The organism is Stenotrophomonas acidaminiphila, assembly GCA_002951995.1.
In the GTDB taxonomy this organism is placed as follows: domain Bacteria; phylum Pseudomonadota; class Gammaproteobacteria; order Xanthomonadales; family Xanthomonadaceae; genus Stenotrophomonas; species Stenotrophomonas acidaminiphila_A.
The window spans coordinates 3,250,748-3,267,489 of sequence record CP019797.1 but is presented as its reverse complement, the minus strand read 5'-3'; the positions used below and the strand labels follow the sequence as shown (position 1 = coordinate 3,267,489).

Annotated in this window: 14 protein-coding genes and 1 pseudogene; 3 read left to right on the top strand and 12 right to left on the bottom strand. The window is 67.5% G+C overall.

The features are described 5' to 3' along the window. Nucleotides 1–66: 66 nt before the first annotated feature. From B1L07_14640 to B1L07_14620, 5 genes and pseudogenes are all read right to left on the bottom strand, one after another. Nucleotides 67–1,285, bottom strand: a pseudogene (locus tag B1L07_14640) (diguanylate phosphodiesterase). After that, on the bottom strand, nucleotides 1,282–4,053 hold the full coding sequence (locus B1L07_14635; protein AUZ56123.1) for a hybrid sensor histidine kinase/response regulator: 2,772 nt from the start codon (nucleotides 4,051–4,053) through the stop codon (nucleotides 1,282–1,284). The pseudogene B1L07_14640 and the gene B1L07_14635 overlap by 4 nt, the downstream one beginning before the upstream one ends. A gap of 448 nt (nucleotides 4,054–4,501) precedes the next feature. Next, on the bottom strand, nucleotides 4,502–5,500 hold the full coding sequence (locus B1L07_14630) for a hypothetical protein (protein AUZ56122.1): 999 nt from the start codon (nucleotides 5,498–5,500) through the stop codon (nucleotides 4,502–4,504). 58 nt (nucleotides 5,501–5,558) lie between these two features. After that, nucleotides 5,559–5,780 (bottom strand): transcriptional regulator, encoded by a 222-nt coding sequence (locus tag B1L07_14625; GenBank protein AUZ56121.1) that lies wholly within the window; start codon nucleotides 5,778–5,780, stop codon nucleotides 5,559–5,561. A 1-nt stretch (nucleotide 5,781) separates the two neighbouring features. Further along, a complete protein-coding gene (locus B1L07_14620) occupies nucleotides 5,782–6,285 on the bottom strand; it encodes a hypothetical protein (GenBank protein ID AUZ56120.1) in 504 nt (167 codons plus the stop codon). A 541-nt stretch (nucleotides 6,286–6,826) separates the two neighbouring features. Between B1L07_14620 and B1L07_14615 the strand changes: the two genes are divergently transcribed. From B1L07_14615 to B1L07_14605, 3 genes are all read left to right on the top strand, one after another. Further along, nucleotides 6,827–8,158 (top strand): diguanylate phosphodiesterase, encoded by a 1,332-nt coding sequence (locus B1L07_14615; protein AUZ56119.1) that lies wholly within the window; start codon nucleotides 6,827–6,829, stop codon nucleotides 8,156–8,158. 266 nt (nucleotides 8,159–8,424) lie between these two features. Next, a complete protein-coding gene (locus B1L07_14610; protein ID AUZ56118.1) occupies nucleotides 8,425–9,621 on the top strand; it encodes a hypothetical protein in 1,197 nt (398 codons plus the stop codon). 473 nt (nucleotides 9,622–10,094) lie between these two features. Beyond that, nucleotides 10,095–10,667 carry a cytochrome B gene (locus B1L07_14605; GenBank protein ID AUZ56117.1) on the top strand — a complete coding sequence of 191 codons (573 nt, stop codon included), beginning with the start codon at nucleotides 10,095–10,097 and terminating at the stop codon, nucleotides 10,665–10,667. Between the two features lie 240 nt (nucleotides 10,668–10,907). On the opposite strand, the gene B1L07_14600 is transcribed toward B1L07_14605, so the two are convergent. From B1L07_14600 to B1L07_14570, 7 genes are all read right to left on the bottom strand, one after another. Next, nucleotides 10,908–11,504 (bottom strand): SCO family protein, encoded by a 597-nt coding sequence (locus B1L07_14600; protein ID AUZ56116.1) that lies wholly within the window; start codon nucleotides 11,502–11,504, stop codon nucleotides 10,908–10,910. Continuing rightward, nucleotides 11,501–12,268, bottom strand: coding sequence for a hypothetical protein (locus tag B1L07_14595; GenBank protein ID AUZ56115.1), 768 nt, complete (start codon nucleotides 12,266–12,268; stop codon nucleotides 11,501–11,503). The genes B1L07_14600 and B1L07_14595 overlap by 4 nt, the downstream gene beginning before the upstream one ends. Nucleotides 12,269–12,282: 14 nt before the next feature. Further along, a complete protein-coding gene (locus B1L07_14590) occupies nucleotides 12,283–13,356 on the bottom strand; it encodes a nitrite reductase, copper-containing (protein ID AUZ56114.1) in 1,074 nt (357 codons plus the stop codon). A 186-nt stretch (nucleotides 13,357–13,542) separates the two neighbouring features. Continuing rightward, the gene (locus tag B1L07_14585) at nucleotides 13,543–14,769 is read right to left on the bottom strand and encodes a hypothetical protein (GenBank protein ID AUZ56113.1); all 1,227 of its coding nucleotides are present in this window, start codon (nucleotides 14,767–14,769) and stop codon (nucleotides 13,543–13,545) included. Next, complete coding sequence (locus B1L07_14580; protein ID AUZ56623.1) at nucleotides 14,766–15,047, bottom strand: hypothetical protein; 282 nt, start codon at nucleotides 15,045–15,047, stop codon at nucleotides 14,766–14,768. The genes B1L07_14585 and B1L07_14580 overlap by 4 nt, the downstream gene beginning before the upstream one ends. Next, nucleotides 15,023–15,424, bottom strand: coding sequence for a hypothetical protein (locus tag B1L07_14575; protein ID AUZ56622.1), 402 nt, complete (start codon nucleotides 15,422–15,424; stop codon nucleotides 15,023–15,025). The genes B1L07_14580 and B1L07_14575 overlap by 25 nt, the downstream gene beginning before the upstream one ends. Before the next feature lie 5 nt (nucleotides 15,425–15,429). Next, nucleotides 15,430–16,659, bottom strand: coding sequence for a short-chain dehydrogenase (locus B1L07_14570; GenBank protein AUZ56112.1), 1,230 nt, complete (start codon nucleotides 16,657–16,659; stop codon nucleotides 15,430–15,432). Between the last annotated feature and the right edge of the window lie 83 nt (nucleotides 16,660–16,742).

The following is a 16,742-nucleotide window of genomic DNA, read 5'->3' as shown; positions in this document are numbered from 1 at the left end:
CGCTGGTACGCAGACAGGATCGTCAATGCCGCCTGATGAATCTGTGAATCCCGCATGACACCGACCTCAACCCAGTGCTGACTGCATGGCTTCGCCCCCACCAGGTGAATCATCTTCCAGCAGGCGGATGAACTCGTCCCAGGGCAGGGCCCGGGAGATAAGGAATCCCTGCACCTGGCCGCAGCCGAGCTGGCGTAGCACCCCAAGGTCGGCATCGCTTTCCACGCCCTCGGCCACGATGGTCAGGTTCAGCTGATTGGCGAGCGCGATAATGGTCGCAAGCGTAAGGTGCAGGGCGGGATCACAGGCACAGCCAGTAACCAGCGAGCGGTCGATCTTGACCTCCGTGAAGGGCATATTGACCAGGCTGTGGACCGAACTCAGGCCTTGTCCGAAGTCATCCTGTGCCAGGCCGAAGCCCTTCATGCGCAAGCGGCACGCACCCGCGTAGTAGTCACTGACGTGCCGCGTGGTGCTTCTCCATCAATTCGAAACACAGATCGCCGGGCGTACCTCCCAATGCCAGAGTGATCGCCAGAAGCTCATCGGGCAGGTCGGACTGCTCAAGCAGATGCGGAGGCAGGTTGATGGAAACCGGAACCCGGAACCCCTGCTTGCGCCATCGTGTCTGCGCCTGGATGCTTGCGGTGAGCATCATCCGCAACAGCTCACCCTCCAGTCCGTGGCGGCATATGGCAGGAAGGAAGCTACCCGCGGCCAACGTGCCCAGCTGTGGATGGCGCCAGCGCACCAGTGCTTCGGCGGCCACTACACGTGCTGACTGCAGCGATTTCTTGGGTTGGAACCAGGCCGTAAGGCTACCTTCGGCCATCGCCTGGCGCAGCTGCTGGACGTCGGGCTCTGGCAGCCCTGCAGTGTGCGCCGGCTCCGGATGCACCGACGGCTGCGCCTGCGCCAGGGCTTCAAGCAGGGCCTCGACATCGGCTGCCACGACCGGTTTGGACAGAACGCCCAGAACCTCCAGCCCGAGCGACTCGGCCATCAGGCGCGCCGAGGCCATCATGCGGCGGGAGGCCGCGCTGGCTACGGCTAGACGGGGTGGTCGCGGTTGGGCGGCCAGTGCCTGAATGAACTGGATGCCGTCCTGGCCGGGCATCAGCAGGTCGCTCACCACCAGATCGTAGGAATGGCCGGCGCACAAAGCGATCGCCGCCTCGACGTCTTCGCAGGCGTCGACCTGCACACCGCCGCGGCTGCCGAAAAGGTGTGCGAGGTAGCCCCGCTGGAATGGCTGGTCTTCCAGGATCAGGACACGTTGGGTCATGCGAGGTCTCCTCGGCGCAGAGCGGTGATTGCCTTGCGCAGGCGGGCGATGTCGATGGGCTTGCTCAGGTAGCCCTGCATGCCGCTGGCCAGGTAACGCTCGCGCTCTTCGGCAGTGGCATTGGCTGAGGCGCCGATGACGGGTACCGGATTGCCCTCATCGCGCAGCTGCCGGACGAGCCCATACCCATCCAGGCGTGGCATGTTGATGTCGGTCACCACCAGGTCAAAGGTGCGCTCGCGACACAGCTGCAGTGCTTCCACACCATCCTGGGCCAGCTCGACCTCGCAGCCGAGGGCCTGCAGCTGCTCCGCCAGGATCACCCGGTTGATCGGGTTGTCCTCCACCGCCAGGACGCGCAGGTGCAGTGGCATCAGCGGCACGGCACCGCTGCTCTCAGGCGGGGCGCTACGGCGTTGCTGAAGGCTCGCCAGTGCGTTGCCTATCGCGCTCATGCAAAGCAGGGACACCACCAGGCTGCCATCGGGCGCCACCATTGGCTGGTCGCCGCCGTCGGTCGATGCAATCACCCGGGGGCCCGACCACGCCAGCGACGGGGATCCTTCGACGTCCAGCAGGATTGCGCCGTCGTGGTCCAGCAGGGCTGGATCGCCCCGCAGCGGCTGTGCGTGGGCACCCCAGCGCTGCAGCCAGCCGCATGTACTGTCGACCAGATCGCGGTCACGGCCACGTACCATGACCGGCGGCTCCGGTTGCAGGCTCGGACCATCGTCGGGTACCGGCAGCACCGGCAGCGGCAGGCGCACGCTGAAGCTGCTTCCCAGCCCGGGTTCACTGACCACCTGCAACTCGCCAGCCATCAACCGGACCAGATGATCGCTGATGGACAAGCCGAGGCCGGTACCCTTTGCACTCGCCGCACCGCGCACCTGGCGGAACGGTTCGAACAACCGCGCCTGCTCCTCGGCAGGGATACCCACGCCGGTGTCCGTCACCTGCCAGACCAGGATGCTGGCCTCGGCTTCACGCTGGGCCTGGCGCACGCGCAGCACTACGCGCCCATGATCGGTGAACTTGATCGCGTTGCTGATTAGGTTGCCCAGTACCTGGCGGATCCGATCGGCATCGCCCAGAACCCGCGTGGGCAAGCGCGGATCCGTGAACACCAGGATCTGCAGCCCCTTGCAGGTAGCAGAGGCGGCGAAGCCACGCAGCACGCTCTCCGTCAGCTCGCGTGGCGAGAAGGACGTCGGCTCGAGGCTGAGCTGACCCGATTCGATCTTTGTCACATCCAGCACATCGCTTATCAGCTGCAACAGTACGGACGAGGAGCTCTCGATGGTGCGCAGGTACTGCGACTGCCGCGCATCGAGCGCAGTGTGGCCAAGCAGTTCAAGGGTTCCCAGTACGGCATACAGTGGTGTGCGGATCTCATGGCTCATGGTGGCCAGAAACGCGCTTTTCGCCTGGTTGGCATCGTCGGCGGCCCGTCGCGCGGACGACAGCGCCGCCTGTACCTGGCGATGCATTGAAATGTCGTGGAATGCGCACAGCAGCACGTCATCGCCTTGGTGGTGACGGACTGCATGCAGTACCTGCAGCTGCCGGCCATCACCCGTGGTGAACTCCAGGCTCGGACCCCGTTCGCCGGCACGGCCGCGCCACGGTGCCTGCCAGTCGCTGCCATCACCCTCCTCGCCAAGCCACTCACGCAGGCGCTGGTTGGACAGCAGCACCTGGCGGTCACTGCGGCGCAGCACGCAGATGCCGACCGGTGCCATGTCGATCACCGTCGAACTGAAGTCAAGCTTCTCGAGCAGCCGTTGGTGCTGCTGCAATGCCGGCTGGACGAGTTGTTGGCCGACGTGCCGGCGCAGCAGGCGCAGCGCGACGCCGGTCGGAAGCAGAAGCAGCGCACATATCAGCAGCGGCACCGCCAACTCGCCAAAAAACTGCCCTGGCGGGAGGTGGTAAACCAGCCGCCAGCCGTCATTGCCGACCTCTTCGGCCAGTGCCATGCCGCGCGGCAGCCCGTTGCTCCACACCGTGTGGAAGCCGTCATCCCAATGGTCCGGCAGTGCCCTCCAGTCGGCGCTGTCAAGCTTGGGTGGCTGACTCGAACGTACGGGCACTCCGCTGCCGTCGAGAAGCGTGTAGACGCCGCTGTGCCCGTTATCGATCACACCCAATGCCGCCTTGGCATCGATCAGCAGCAACAGCCATTGTCCAGGATGGGGGCCAGCCTGTATCGGTTGCGCCAGCGCAATGCGATCGTCGCCCACGCGCAGCCAGTAGACCGGGTCTACCCCCAACAGGCTGCCGCTACGCGCCTGCAGCACACCCAGCGATGGCAGTTGCGCAAGGTCGACATCCCCATCCGCCCCGACCAGCCAATGTGCCCCCATCGCGTCCACCAGCAGCAGGCGCGTCTGCAGTGCCTGCAGAGCATGCTCCACGCGGATGGGCAGCACAGGTTGCAGGCCGGACTGGCCGCCGTCACCATCGAATGGCAGCTGCCGCCTGCGTTCGTCGTCCGCCGCCTCTCCGTCCGGATGGGTTGCCGATACCGAATCGCCCACCCGCCGAAGCAGGGCTTCGCGCTGTTCGAAGTAGCTCTTGGCTTTGTAGGCGGCGGCGCTCGCATTCTGCAGCCGCGATGAGAGCCCGGCTGTCACTCTTGTGAGCAGATAGGCGGCGCATGCCAGGATGAACAGGAGGATGACGAGAATGGTCAGCAGGCGAACGCACTTCGCCGCAAGCGTCAACACTTCGGCGCGTCCCTGGCTCTGGCAATCACCCTTCAACATCGTTGCAGCCTAGAGCGCAGTGGCTCAGGCACACATCAGACGTTTCCTAAAGTGCGTCCATGCATCCGCGCATCGGCCTGTTGCAGTCCAAGAGATGCAACGGAGAGTTCATGGCTGCATCGGGCTGTGGGATACGGTACCGGAGTGCTGCATCACAGAGCCGGGGCAGGTGGCCAACCCCCGTCGTCGCACGTGACCAGCGCCACTGCCGCCACATTCTCTGGGAAGCACCAGGGCCTGGCATGGTGTCGGTTGATGTCGGGATGTAGCTGGCCAACTGATGATGTCGCGGGACGTCCATCGTCGGCAGGTTGCGTCCTGGTGCGATATCCGTCGCCCAACGCGACGCTACGGCGTTCAGCATCCCGCTGCGGCCCATCCTGGAGCACACGCCATTGAAGGATCGCATGTGCGAGCGCGTCCACAGTGATCAACCACGCCGGCTGTATCAGCGTGGCGCATGCCCTTGGTCTCCCGCGCGTCTGAACCATTCAAGGATCTCATCGCGGGCACTACGCCAGTTCCCTTGCAGCCCATGGTCGTCCCCCGGGTAGACGACGAGCTTGTGTGGGCGCTGGAGTTGCTGCAGCCGCGCGGCCATTGCGATGGGGTCATTGACGCTGACACGGTCATCGGCCTCGCCATGCAGCAGCAGCACCGGCATGTCGGCGGGCAGTTGCTCCACCCAGTGAAACGCAGAGCGGGCCACCAGCGCTGCCTGTTGATCTTCTCCGTAACCGGGAATGCGGGCGCGGTACACGCGCTCCATCTCCGGACGCCAGGCGAGTCCGGCGACCAGATCCGAGACTCCACCTATGGTGGCCATGGCGGTGATGTCGTCCCGTTGGCGCGCGACGAGGTAGCTCATCATCGCACCGCGGCTTTGGCCGAGAAGGAAGATGCGCTGGGCATCAACCTCAGGCATCTCCAGTGAGAGGTCGATCAGGCGCATGACATCACCAACGTCACTTCCACCAAACTCGTCAGCATCCCGATACTGGCTGGCTACGACCATGAAGCCCGATTTCGCAAGAGGCAGTAGTTTCATGAACACCTGGAGAGGATCCAGCTTTCCGTAGCCGCCGTTGCCGCCGCGGTTGTAGACCAGCAGCGGAAGCTTTCCGGATGTGCCGATCATCCGTGGACGGATGACATAGGCCAGAACGACGTGCCCATCGCTTGAGTACGAAACAATGCGACAGTCGAATGCGGAGCGCGCGTAGGCGAATGCCCTCGCCGGGACCAGCGATTGCAGCAGTGCCGTGGGTATGGGCTTGTCCTGTACATGCCCGCGAATTGATTCCAGCCAGCTTTCATGGTCCGGCGTGGACGCAAAGCAGTTCGCTTGCGACAGGAAGGTGGGCGGTGCCCCGACATTGCTGCCGGCAGCCGCGGGCACGACAAGGGCCAACGTCGCCGCGAGCGCGGCAATCAGAGTGCGAAACATGCGGTGTTGCCCGTTGGAGATGGGAGCGAAAGAAGCTGCCGGCCGGAGCCGCGCTGTATCAGTCGTCAGTGGTGATTGAAGGGTCGTGGACGAGAAGATCGCCAGGTTGGCAGTCCAGTGCCGTGCAGATCGCCTCCAGGGTGGAGAATCGGATGGCCTTGGCCTTTCCGGTCTTCAGGATCGACAGGTTCGCCAGCGTGATGTCGACGCGAGCGGCAAGCTCGGTGAGGGTCATTCGACGGGCGTGCAGGAGTTCGTCGAGGTGCACGACTATGGCCATGTCAGATGGTTCCTTCCAGGTCCGCACGCATCCGTGCTCCATGCGAGAACACGCCCGACAGTACGAACAGGAGCAGTACCGCGAGCCAGGGCGTCGGCGACAGGCCATCCATTTTCCCGGGTATCGCGGCAAACTTGGTGATGGCAAGTACGGACAGGCGAAGCAACTCGATGACCAGCACACTCCAGGCGATGGCACTCAGCCGCTGTGCGTTGGGCAGTATGAAGGCTTCGCCACCGCGTACGCTGTCGATAATCGCAAGCAGGCGTCGCAGGATCGTATGTACGATCGCAGCGCCGGCGATGCCGACGAGCATGATCGTTCGCATGCCGAGTGGCACCCGGGGGTCCATGGTGGCGAGGTCGAAGCCGAGCGGCTTCCAGGGCCAGCCTTCGATGAAGAAGCTCGCACAGAACAGGCAGAGGATGGAGATGGCATAGAGCAGGTTGAGGACGGTAAGCCCCTGGATGATGGGCCGGGTAACGGCCAAGGCTGTGGCTGGCATGCGATTCATGGTGGGCACCGTGTGTTGTGTTGATAAACGATATGTCGCTTATTGTTTATCAATAAATATGCCGAAAGTCATGTCTGCGCGCTTCGGCCGTGAGCGCTCGCTCTCCCGTACTCGACAATCCGCCGCGGCAGTGCGGTCGAGCCCCAGGGTGAAGCAGGGGCCGCGGCGCCTTCCTCAAGCGGCGGAGACCGCCGTATTCCCGCGTCCGCTTTCGCTGCCCGAAGGGAGAGAGCGTGGGATGACAGTTTGCTCCCTCGCGCTGGTCTGAAGGCACGGCGGGCCACGCGCGTGGCGCGCGCCATCGCCGGGTCGACAGCGGGCAGGGCCGCATGGCGACGGCATCGTCGTCCGGGGCGTCTTTGCCGGCTGCATTCCCGTGTGTCCTGGCCTGCCCCGGGCTGTCCCGGGACAGGCATCGAGCGGAAAAAGGGGCAGGGTGCCTAACAGGCGGGGGACGTAAAATGAAAGGCGATTCCAGAAGGATTTGGTCGTGCTGCAGATGCCTCCGTCCCGTGTCGGTTCACGTCGATCCATGCAGCAGGACAGGACACGGACCATCCTGTCCATTGCCGGCGGGACCTGCATCTGCCTGGGGCTGGCATGGACGTTCTGCTATCTCTACTTCGGCCGCGGCGACCTGTCACTGGTGTTCGTGGGCTTGATCGCGGTTGGAATATTCGCCCTGCATCGCGTGCCGCGCAGTGATGCGACGTCGCTGCTGATAGTGGCCAATGGCATATTCCTGGTGGTGTGCGTGATCGCCCTGATCGATGCGCCGGTCGCCTGGGTGCCGCGTTCGGCCCACCTGTTCCTGCTGCCGCTTGCGGCCGGTGCGGCGTCCACGTTCGAGGCACGGCAAAGGTATGGCTCGCTCTTCTTCCCGCTGGCATGCCTGGCCATGTTCTCGGCGTTCGCGATCGGGGCACTGGATCCGCTTGCACCAGGCGTGTCGCCCCCGCTGGAAGTGCGCGCCTGGGGCGCGCGTCTGAACACGGCGTTCTCGATGGCGCTGCTGGTGCTCATCTTCGCCATCTACCGCAACGACATAGGCCGGCGCCTGCGCCTGGAACGCGAACTTGCGCGTGCCGTCCGCAAGGGTGAGTTCGAAGTCCACTATCAGCCACAGCTGCTCAGCAACGGTGCCATTACCGGTGCGGAAGCACTGGTGCGTTGGCGTCATCCCTCCGGCACCCTGCTCTCGCCTGATGCCTTCATTCCGGTGGCCGAGGACAGCGCCCTGATCTGTGATCTTGGATTGGAAGTCCTTCGCCAGGGCTGCGAGACCTTGAATGAATGGTCGCGCGCCCCGGCCACCCGCGGACTGAAGCTGGCGGTGAACGTCAGCCCCGTGCAGCTGCTGGACGAGGAATTCCTGGCCGCGGCATCCGCGCTCATCCGCGCTTCCGGGATCAACCCCGGGTTGCTGGAGCTGGAGCTGACCGAGTCCGCATTGTCGGCGGATCCAGCGCTGCTGGCCAGCCGGATGATCGCGTTCGAAAGGATGGGAGTCACGTGGGCGCTGGATGATTTCGGCACGGGCTACTCTTCCCTGTCCACGCTGCGCGCGCTGCCGGTACGGAAACTCAAGATCGACAGGCGCTTCGTTGACGAAGCCGTCAAGCAGGAGAGTGCGCGCCGCTTGCTGGGCAAGATTGTCGAGATATCGCACGTGATGGGCATGGATGCGCTGGCCGAAGGGGTAGAGACCGTCGAGCAGCGTGACCTGCTGGTCGGTCTCGGCTGCACCCACTTCCAGGGCTATCTCTTTGCCCGTCCGATGACCAGCGCCGCCTTCAGGCAGTGGCTGGCCGAGTACCGGCCCTCGCAGCAGATGGCCGATGCGTTGGAGGAAGCCACGGGGTGACGCGTACGGCGGGTGCCCGTCATATCGCCGCGCCTGGCGTGCGGCGGCGTGGATCAAAGCCATCCTGCGATCTCCAGGCGGCCTGCCGCGGTGGTCGCCGCGCTCGCCGATGCCCGCGCCATGGCGGCTTCCCAAGGGCGCCGGGCACGGCCCTGCCGCGACGTTCGTGGCGTCGGGCAAAGCCGGGTTGACTACAACCAATGGCACGGTTGAGTGCACCCGCTGTTTTCTAGAATTCCAATGCCCGAACAACGGATGGACACGCCATGGATCACTCACGATGGATATCGGCAGCGTTGCTGTGCACGGCGTTCGTCGCGGCTGCCGCGGCCAGTGAAGCGAAAACGAAGGTCATCGTCCTCGGGGTCGACCATGCCGCCCAGCTCGTGGCGCCGGCGGACAGTCCGGCGCACCTGGCCGCGTTCCTCGCGCGTGCCGATCCTGACGCGATCTGCATCGAGCGCTCTCCCGACGAGTTCGCCCGCAACAGCTATTACGAATTCACCTATGAGGTGCAGGATGTCGCGGTTCCGTTCGCCAGGGAGCATGGTGTGGCGCTGTGTCCGGTTGACTGGCAGCCATCGGCCGAGGACGCCCGGCTGGGGTTCGACCTGGATCTGTCATCGGTCCCCGAAATACGGCCCGTTTCCGGCTATCAGCAGTTCCTCTCGTTCCCACAGCCGGTGCAGCTGCAACGCACGCTGTTTCATGCCGAAAACCCGGCCAACACGCAGCGGATCGCCGACTGGGCCGCGACGCCGGCTGCGAAGGCCGGGCACGACCTGCCCCGGCGGATGTTCCTGTACCGGACGTTCCTGCAGGCCAGGCGCCTGGCAAGCGCGGCCAGGGCACGCCCCGGATCGACCGTGGTGCTCATCGTGGGTGAGTTCCACAAGCGCGACATAGAGAACATCCTGTCCGCGGATGCAGGTATCGAGATCGTCCAGCCATCAACGCTGGGACATCCGACCCGGAGCGAACTGGCGGCCGCCGGTCGGCCTGGGCACCATGCGGCGATCGCGACGTTCAACCTGCTGGGGGTGCAGGCGGATACCGGGAACATGGCCCAGGCGTATGTGGCCGCCGCGCTGAAGTCGCTGGCGGAGCACGGGCAGACACACGAGACGCGGTTGCTGGAGGCGCGCTTCGCCCGCCTGACCGGGCGGATGAGCCCGCGAGAAGCGATTGATGCTTACCAACGGGTCGCGGACCAGGCGGGCGCTGAAACCTTCACCTGGACGGGAATCCAGGATGAGACACGGCTGGATTCCTACTTCGACCCGTTTGGAAATCTGACCGTTCGTCAACGTGCCCTGCTGGAGATCGCCCGCGAGCGGACTGCGCTGGGGATGCCGGGCCAGGACGAGGCGATGCGCCGGATCGGCAGCGAACTCAGTGCGCGCAAGGCGATGCAGCTGGCCGCTTACTGGGACCGCCATATCGCCCAGTCCACGAAGAAGTAAGGCCACGGCGCCAGGCCCGCGCGCACGACCCGGCATCGACCGGCGCCTGGCAGGCGCCGCATCCAGCGCGGCTCGTTGCTGCCCGCGCGGCTGGCGATGCGCCTGCGATTGCGGGTGATGGTGCGGCGACCATGCCGGCACCCACTGGTTCCCCCTGCCTGCGCATTGGCACGGCGCGTGTGGACGTGGCCGGTCGCGCGCATCGGCGGGTGGACGGCACCTGCCGCCGCCAGCGTGGCGAACGCGATGGGCGTATCGTGTCCGCGTACCTGGTGGGCCGCGCGGGGTGCGCGCCCATCGCGGGGTCGACGGCGGGAGGGCCGGACGACCCAACCGCGGTGTCCGGCGGGGATGGCCGGCATCGTGACGCATGACCCACGGGAACAACCGTCGGTGGCGCCGGTCTGGCGCGCGCGGGGCGTCCCGGGTCGAAGGCCTTGGCAGAACCGCAACAGACACAGGAGCCGGAATCCATGAAACACGACACCTACAACCGCTGGTCGATCGGGCTGCATTGGCTGATGCTGCTGCTGTTCGTGCTGGCGTATGCCTCCATCGAACTGCGCGGGATGTTCGAGAGGGGCACCGCCGCCCGCGACCTGATGAAGAGCCTGCATTTCTCGATCGGCCTGTCGATCCTCGCGCTGGTGTGGGTGCGGCTGCTCACGCGACTGCTGACCACCACGCCCCCGATCGTCCCGGCACCGCCGGCCTGGCAGCGGTGGGCGGCCAGCTCGGTCCACGTGCTGCTCTACGTGTTCATGATCGCGCAGCCGTTGCTGGGCTGGCTGGTGCTGAGCGCCGCCGGCAAGCCGGTGCCGTTCTTCGGCCTGGTGCTGCCGCCGCTGGTGGCGGCGGACGCCACGCTGGCCGACACGCTTGAGGAGCTGCACGAGACCATCGGCACGTTCGGCTACTGGCTGATCGGCATCCATGCGCTGGCCGCGCTGGCGCACCACTACGTGCAGAAGGACAACACCCTGCGGCGCATGCTGCCTGGCGGTGGCCGCCAGGCCGATGCCGCGTCGGGGGCGCCGCCCGCCTGAGGCCATGGCCTGGTGGAGCGGTGGCCGCGTGGCGCCGCTCGACGCATCGTTGCCGGCCATGGCCACGCCGGCGCCCCTGCGGCGCCGGGCGTGCCGCTTTCCCTGCCGCCGATGCGCGGCCAGCGGATCCCGTTCCGCATGTGTACCCGGGATGCGCCGGTACCTGTCCCGGCCGGATCGATGCGTCTGCCCGCTACGCCGCTACCGGGCGCTACGACGGCGTGACCGCATGCACGGCTGTCAGCGGCCGTCGAGCACGGCGCCGATGGCAGCGACCAGCTCCGGGTCCGCGGCCACGCCCTGCACCTCGCTGCGCGCGCGTACGCGGCCTTCCGCGTCGAGCAGCACCAGCACGCTGGTGTGGTTGATGCTGCCGTCGTCGCGGAAGCGGTAGCGCACGTCCAGCAGGTTGGCGAGCGCACGCACATCGCCCTCGGCCGGTTGCAGGAAGCGCCAGTCGTCGGGCGCGCGGTGGCGCTGCGCGATCCCGGCCAGCGCGGCGGGCGTGTCGCGCACCGGATCGAGGGTGAGCATGTCCACGTCCAGGCGCGTGCGCTGGTCCGCCGGCAGCTGCTTGTGCACGGCCTTGGCGCTCTCGATGATGAGCGGGCACATCAGGTGGCAGTTGCCGTAGAACATGGACACCAGCTGCGGGCGGCCGCGCAGCGATGCCCAGGGGACGGCCTTGCCGTGCTGGTCGGTGAGCGTGACCTGCAGGTGGTACAGCGACTGCCCGGGCAGGCTGGCGGCCGGCGCGACCGGCGCGTTGGCGGCATTGAGCGCGGGCGAAACGCCCAGCGCCAGGCCGAGCAGCAGGAATGCGATGGGTCTGTTCATGGCTGGCTCCTTGCGCAGCGGAAACCGAGATTGCCCAGGGTGGCCCCGGGCTGAAGCGCGGACAGCAGGACGAAGCGCTTGACCACGCCGTAGTCGCCCGGGTCGTTGAAGGCCATGGCGCTGGCGCCGCAGTAGCGCAGGGCGTCGCCGTCGGCCTGGCCACGGCGGTCGCCAGCGGCCAGCAGCGAGGCGAAATCCTCGCTCCACTCCCAGTGCGCGCCGTGCAGGGCGTGGATGCCGTGCACGTTGGCCGGTGCGCCGGCGGCGGCATCGGGCGCATGCGGTGTGCCGTCGTTGACCTGGCGCAGGCGCCAGCGGCGGTCATCGCGCGCATCGGCGCGGGTGGCGTCGGCGGCGGCCGCGTACTCCCACTCGAGGAACGTCGGCAGGCGCGCCTGGTCGGCACGGCAATAGGCGTCGGCCGCGTACCAGTTCACATGGGTGACCGGCGCCTGCGGATCGAGCGCATCGCCGGGTGCATCCGGCCGCGCCCAGTGGCCGAGGTAGCCGGGGCTGGAGAACACCGTTGGAACCTGGTCGCGCCGCCACTGCGGGTTGCGCGCCAGGAATGCGGCGAACTGCGCGTTGCTGACCGGGCGCGCCATCATCGAGAACGCCGCCACGTCGCGCGTGGCGGAGGTCTCCTCGAACCGCACCGAGGAACGGAACGGCCCGCCGGGGACGTTGCGGTAGCCGTCATCGGCCTCCACGGCAGCGGCCGTGGCCGATGCCAGGAGCAACACCAGGAGGAGCGTCCGTTCCATGTGCGGGGCCCTGCTTACTTGTACTGGCTGCCCTGCGGCACGCCTTCGGTGTAGTCGATGTCGTGCTGCTGGCCGGTGTAGATCTCCGGGTTCTTCTCGCCCTCGACCTTGAGGATGCCCAGCGAGCCCTTGTGGAAGGTACGGAAGATACTGTGGTCGACCAGCACGAAGTTGCCGGGCACGTCGGCCTTGAACTCGACAATGGCCGAACCACCGGCCGGGACCAGCGTGGTCTGCACGTTCTCCTGGTACTTCGAGCCGCCCTCGGTGTAGACCTTGTCGAAGATCTCGCCGATGACGTGGAAGCTCGACACCAGGTTCGGGCCGCCGTTGCCGACGAAGATGCGGATCTTCTCGCCGGCCTTGGCGGTCAGCGCCTTGTCGCCCTGCAGCGAATCGACCGAACCGTTGAACACCACGTAGGTCGGGTGTTCGTCGATGGCCTTCTCCAGGCTGAAGGCCTGCAGGCCGGGGTCGCCGTGCGCGCCCTCGGTGTAGAAGTCGCCCTGCACCACGTAGAACTCCTTGTCCACCGGCTCCAGCCCTTCCTCCGGCTCGACCAGGATCAGGCCATACATGCCGTTGGCGATGTGCATGCCCACCGGCGCCATCGCGCAGTGGTAGATGTACAGGCCCGGGTTGAGCGTCTTGAACGTGAACTGGGTTTCCTTGCCCGGCAGCGTGAACGTGGCCTCGGCGCCGCCGCCCTGGCCGGTGACCGCATGCAGGTCGATGTTGTGCGAGAAGTGCGAGCTGTGGTGGTTCTTCAGCTTGAACTCCACCGTGTCGCCCTTGCGCACGCGGATGAAGCTGCCCGGCACGGTGCCGCCGAAGGTCCAGAAGTTGTAGCTCACGCCATCGGCCATGCGCATCTCCTTCTCGACCATTTCCAGGTCGACGACGACATGGGCCGGCGTCTTGCGGGTGATCGGTGGCGGCGCGAACGGCGGTGCGGTCAGCACGGCCTGGATCGTTTCCAGCGGTGCTTCGGCGACGTCTTTCCTGGCGGCGAAAACATTGCCGGCGAAGGCGGCGGCGATGGCGCCGGCGAGTGCACAGGCGACGAACGGGTGGTGCAGGCGCTTCATGATGTTACCCCTTGAATGGCCTCTGGCCGATGGGTTCATGTTCCCGGCGCGGACTGCCCGCCAGCGTTGATCCGGATCAATCCGGACACGCTGGAACGCCTTGATTGCAGTGCAATTGCGCATGGCTTGACCCATGTCAAAAGCCCGTGCGGGCGCAGGTCCGCGCAGCATCGTGGAGCGCCGCGCTCAGGGGTGCCAGGTCGATGCAGCGCGCCAGCAACCCCATAGCGCCCACGCGGCGCCCAGCCAGGCCAGCAACAGCAATGTGCCGGCCAGGCGCGTCAGCCCCGGCAGCACGCAGGCCAGGGCCAGCGACAGCGACGCGGCCGCGTGCAGCCACCACACCCGTCGCTTGTGCCGCTCGGCGAACAGGCGGCCGACGCCGGGTACGCGGACACCACGCGGCAGGCGTCGGCGCAGCGCGATCCAGGCGAGGAAGCCGGTGATCTCCATCGCCATGCCCAACACCAGCGCGGGAAAGCCCACCGCCACCAGCAGCGCCCCGGCCAGCAGCTCGCGGCCCGGCAGCCACAGCGCCAGTGCGCCGCCGCCGAGCGCCACGCTGCCCAGTACCCAGAAGCGCCGCAACATGCTGCCGCGGCGATGCGGCGCGCGCCGTTGCAGCGCGATCACCGTGCTGGCGAACAGCAGCAACGGCAAGGTCGCCAGGGTGCGCGACCCGGCCGCCGGCAGCGTGGCGCCGAGGCCATCGGCCGCCGCGGCCAGCATCAGCCCGGCCAGCAGGACCAGCCAGCCCCACCGCCATACCGGCGCGATGCAACGCACGCCCTGCAGCATCGGCATGACCACGCCGCCCACCGCGGCCAGCAGCCCCAGCACCCAGCCCAGCAGGCCGAAGCCGGCGTGTGCGGCGGTCAGCGGCCGGGCCGGCACCAGCCATCCCAGTCGCATCGACAGCAATGCGGCGCCCAGGGCGAGCGTCGCCAGCAGCGATGCCGCGGCCAGGCCGATGCCGGTGCGTACGGTGCGCGCGCCGCTGCCGCGCGCCACCGCGACCAGTACCGCGCCAGCGGCCAGTGCCAGCGTGCCCAGCAGCAGGGGCACCGCGAGCACGCCGCATGCGGCCGAATGCGCGGCCATCGCCGGCAGCAGCAACATCACGCCCAGGTTGAACGTGGCGTGCAGCGGTGCGACGCCGCGCACCAGCGGCAGCGGGCTGCCTGCGGCCACCGGCAGGAACTGCACCAGGCTGCCGAGCATCGCGTTGCCCAGCAGCCCCAGGGTGAATACATGCGTCAGCGCGAGGGTGGCCGGCGCATGCGGGGACAGCAGCAGGTTGTCGCCCGCGAGCAGCAGCCACGCACCGGCCACTGCACCCCAGAGCAGGGACGTGGCCAGAAAGCGCAGCGGATGCGAGGGCGGTGGCGCCTGGGCGAACGCCAGGCCGCTCATGGTGACGGCGGGATATCCAGGAGGTGTCGCTCGGCGGCGTGGCAGACCACCAGGCGTGCGCCGTCGGCGAGGCCGTGCACGTCCCAGGCGAAGCCCATGTGTTCCAGCATCGGCAGCATCGGCGCCGGATACAGTGGGGTCAGCGCCAGCAGCCGTTGTCCCGCCGGCAGCGTGTGCAGGCAGGCGAGGATCCGCTCCATCGGCTGCGGGGCCGGCAGGCCGCGCAGGTCCAGGCAGGTCGTCGCCACCGCGCTCAACCGCCCAGCCACAGCAGCCAGCCCAGCGGATGATGCGTCCGCGCGATGCCGTAGACCTGCAGGAAGCACAGCGCCGCGGCTGCCACCAGGACCACGCGCGCGCGCGCCTCGCGTCCGCGCCGGAATGCGGCCATGCCCAGCCCGACATAGGCCACCAGGAAGACGAGCTTGGCCCACAGCCAGCCGTTGGCGAACAGCGCTGCCGGCAGCAGGGTCAGCAGCATCATCGCCACGGTCAGCAGCACGGTGTCGATGCTGTAGCTCAGGTAGCGCACCGCGGCCAGCCGCGGCCAGCGCATGCCCGCCATCAGCGCCAACGCACGCAGCGCGAACAGCGTGCCGCTGGTCATCGCCGCGCTGATATGGACAAGCTTGATGTCCGGGTAGAACGCCAGCATCGCGCTCATCCGGGGCGCCCGTCCGCACGCGGCGCCAGGTAGATCCGGCCGATGCGCGTGACCCATGGCGCCAGCGCCAGCAGCCAGCCCAACGCGGCCGCGGCCTGCCACGCCAGCGCGTCGGGCGCGATGTCGGCGACGATGCGCATCACCGCCACCGCCTGCAGCAACCCGAACGCGAACCACGCCACCTTCGGCATCATCAGCGGCCGCCCGGAGTGGCCCTGGGTCACCCGCGTCACCATCGCCACCAGCAGGCTGCCGAAGAAGCCGATGAACAGCGCGTGCATCGGCGCGCGGCCAAGGATGAAGTCGCCGCTGGCCAGGTACGTCACGCTCTGCACCAGGTACAGCGCGAACGTCACCGGCAGCCATGCGCTGCCGACGAACAGCACCGCCAGCAGGCCGGGCATGCGCCGCCGCGGCCACCAGCGCCAAACCGCCCAGCCGGTCAACAGCAGCAGCGGTGCATCGGCCAACCACAGCCAGGCATAGCCGTGCACCAGTTCCAGTCCAAGGTGCACCAGCAGCAGCACCCAGACCGCGCCCAGCCACGGCAGCGGTCGCCACGGCTGGTAGCCCGGCACGATGTTGCTGGCGAAGAACGGGAACATGCGGTGCGCCACGGTCACGTACACCGGCAGCAGCAGGCCCATGCCGCCGATCTTGATGCTGGCGAAGGCCCAGGCGGGCGAGGCGCCGAGCACGAAGGCGATGAACATCGCCAACCCCAGCCAGCCCAGCAGCAGCCCGGCGAAGCATGAGCGCGCATGCCAGGTGCGGCCCTTCTCGTCGGCCAGCAGGCGGCCCAGGGTGAACAGCGCCGAGGTCCAGCCGGCCAGCGCCATCCACAGGCCCACGGTCAGCCCGGCCTGCCATCCCGCGGCGCCGAGCAGGATGGCCAGCTGCCCGCCCATCAGGCCCAGGCCCACCGGCACATAGCGCCAGCGTTCCAGCTCGGGCAGGCCCATCCAGCGCGGGAACACGGTCAGCAGGAAGCCGAAGATGAAGCTGGGCAGCACCAGGTACTGCATCACGAAGGCATGCAGCCAGCCGGCGGGGATCGCCAGCGCCGGCATCGTCCAGCCGCCCCAGCGCGCCGCTGCCAGCCACAGCGCCCACCACAGCATCGCCAGCAGCACGTTGCCCGCACCGACGAAGAACATCAGCCGGTGCGGGGCGTGGGCAAGCCACGCGGGCGAGAGGCGGGGCGGCGGCGTGGCTTCGGTTTTCATGGGGTGCAGCTTGCTACCGGGCGGTGGGCGGTGCCTTGACGTGGGTCAGGTCTGGGGCCGGTCGCGGGCCGGCGGCTCGCAGC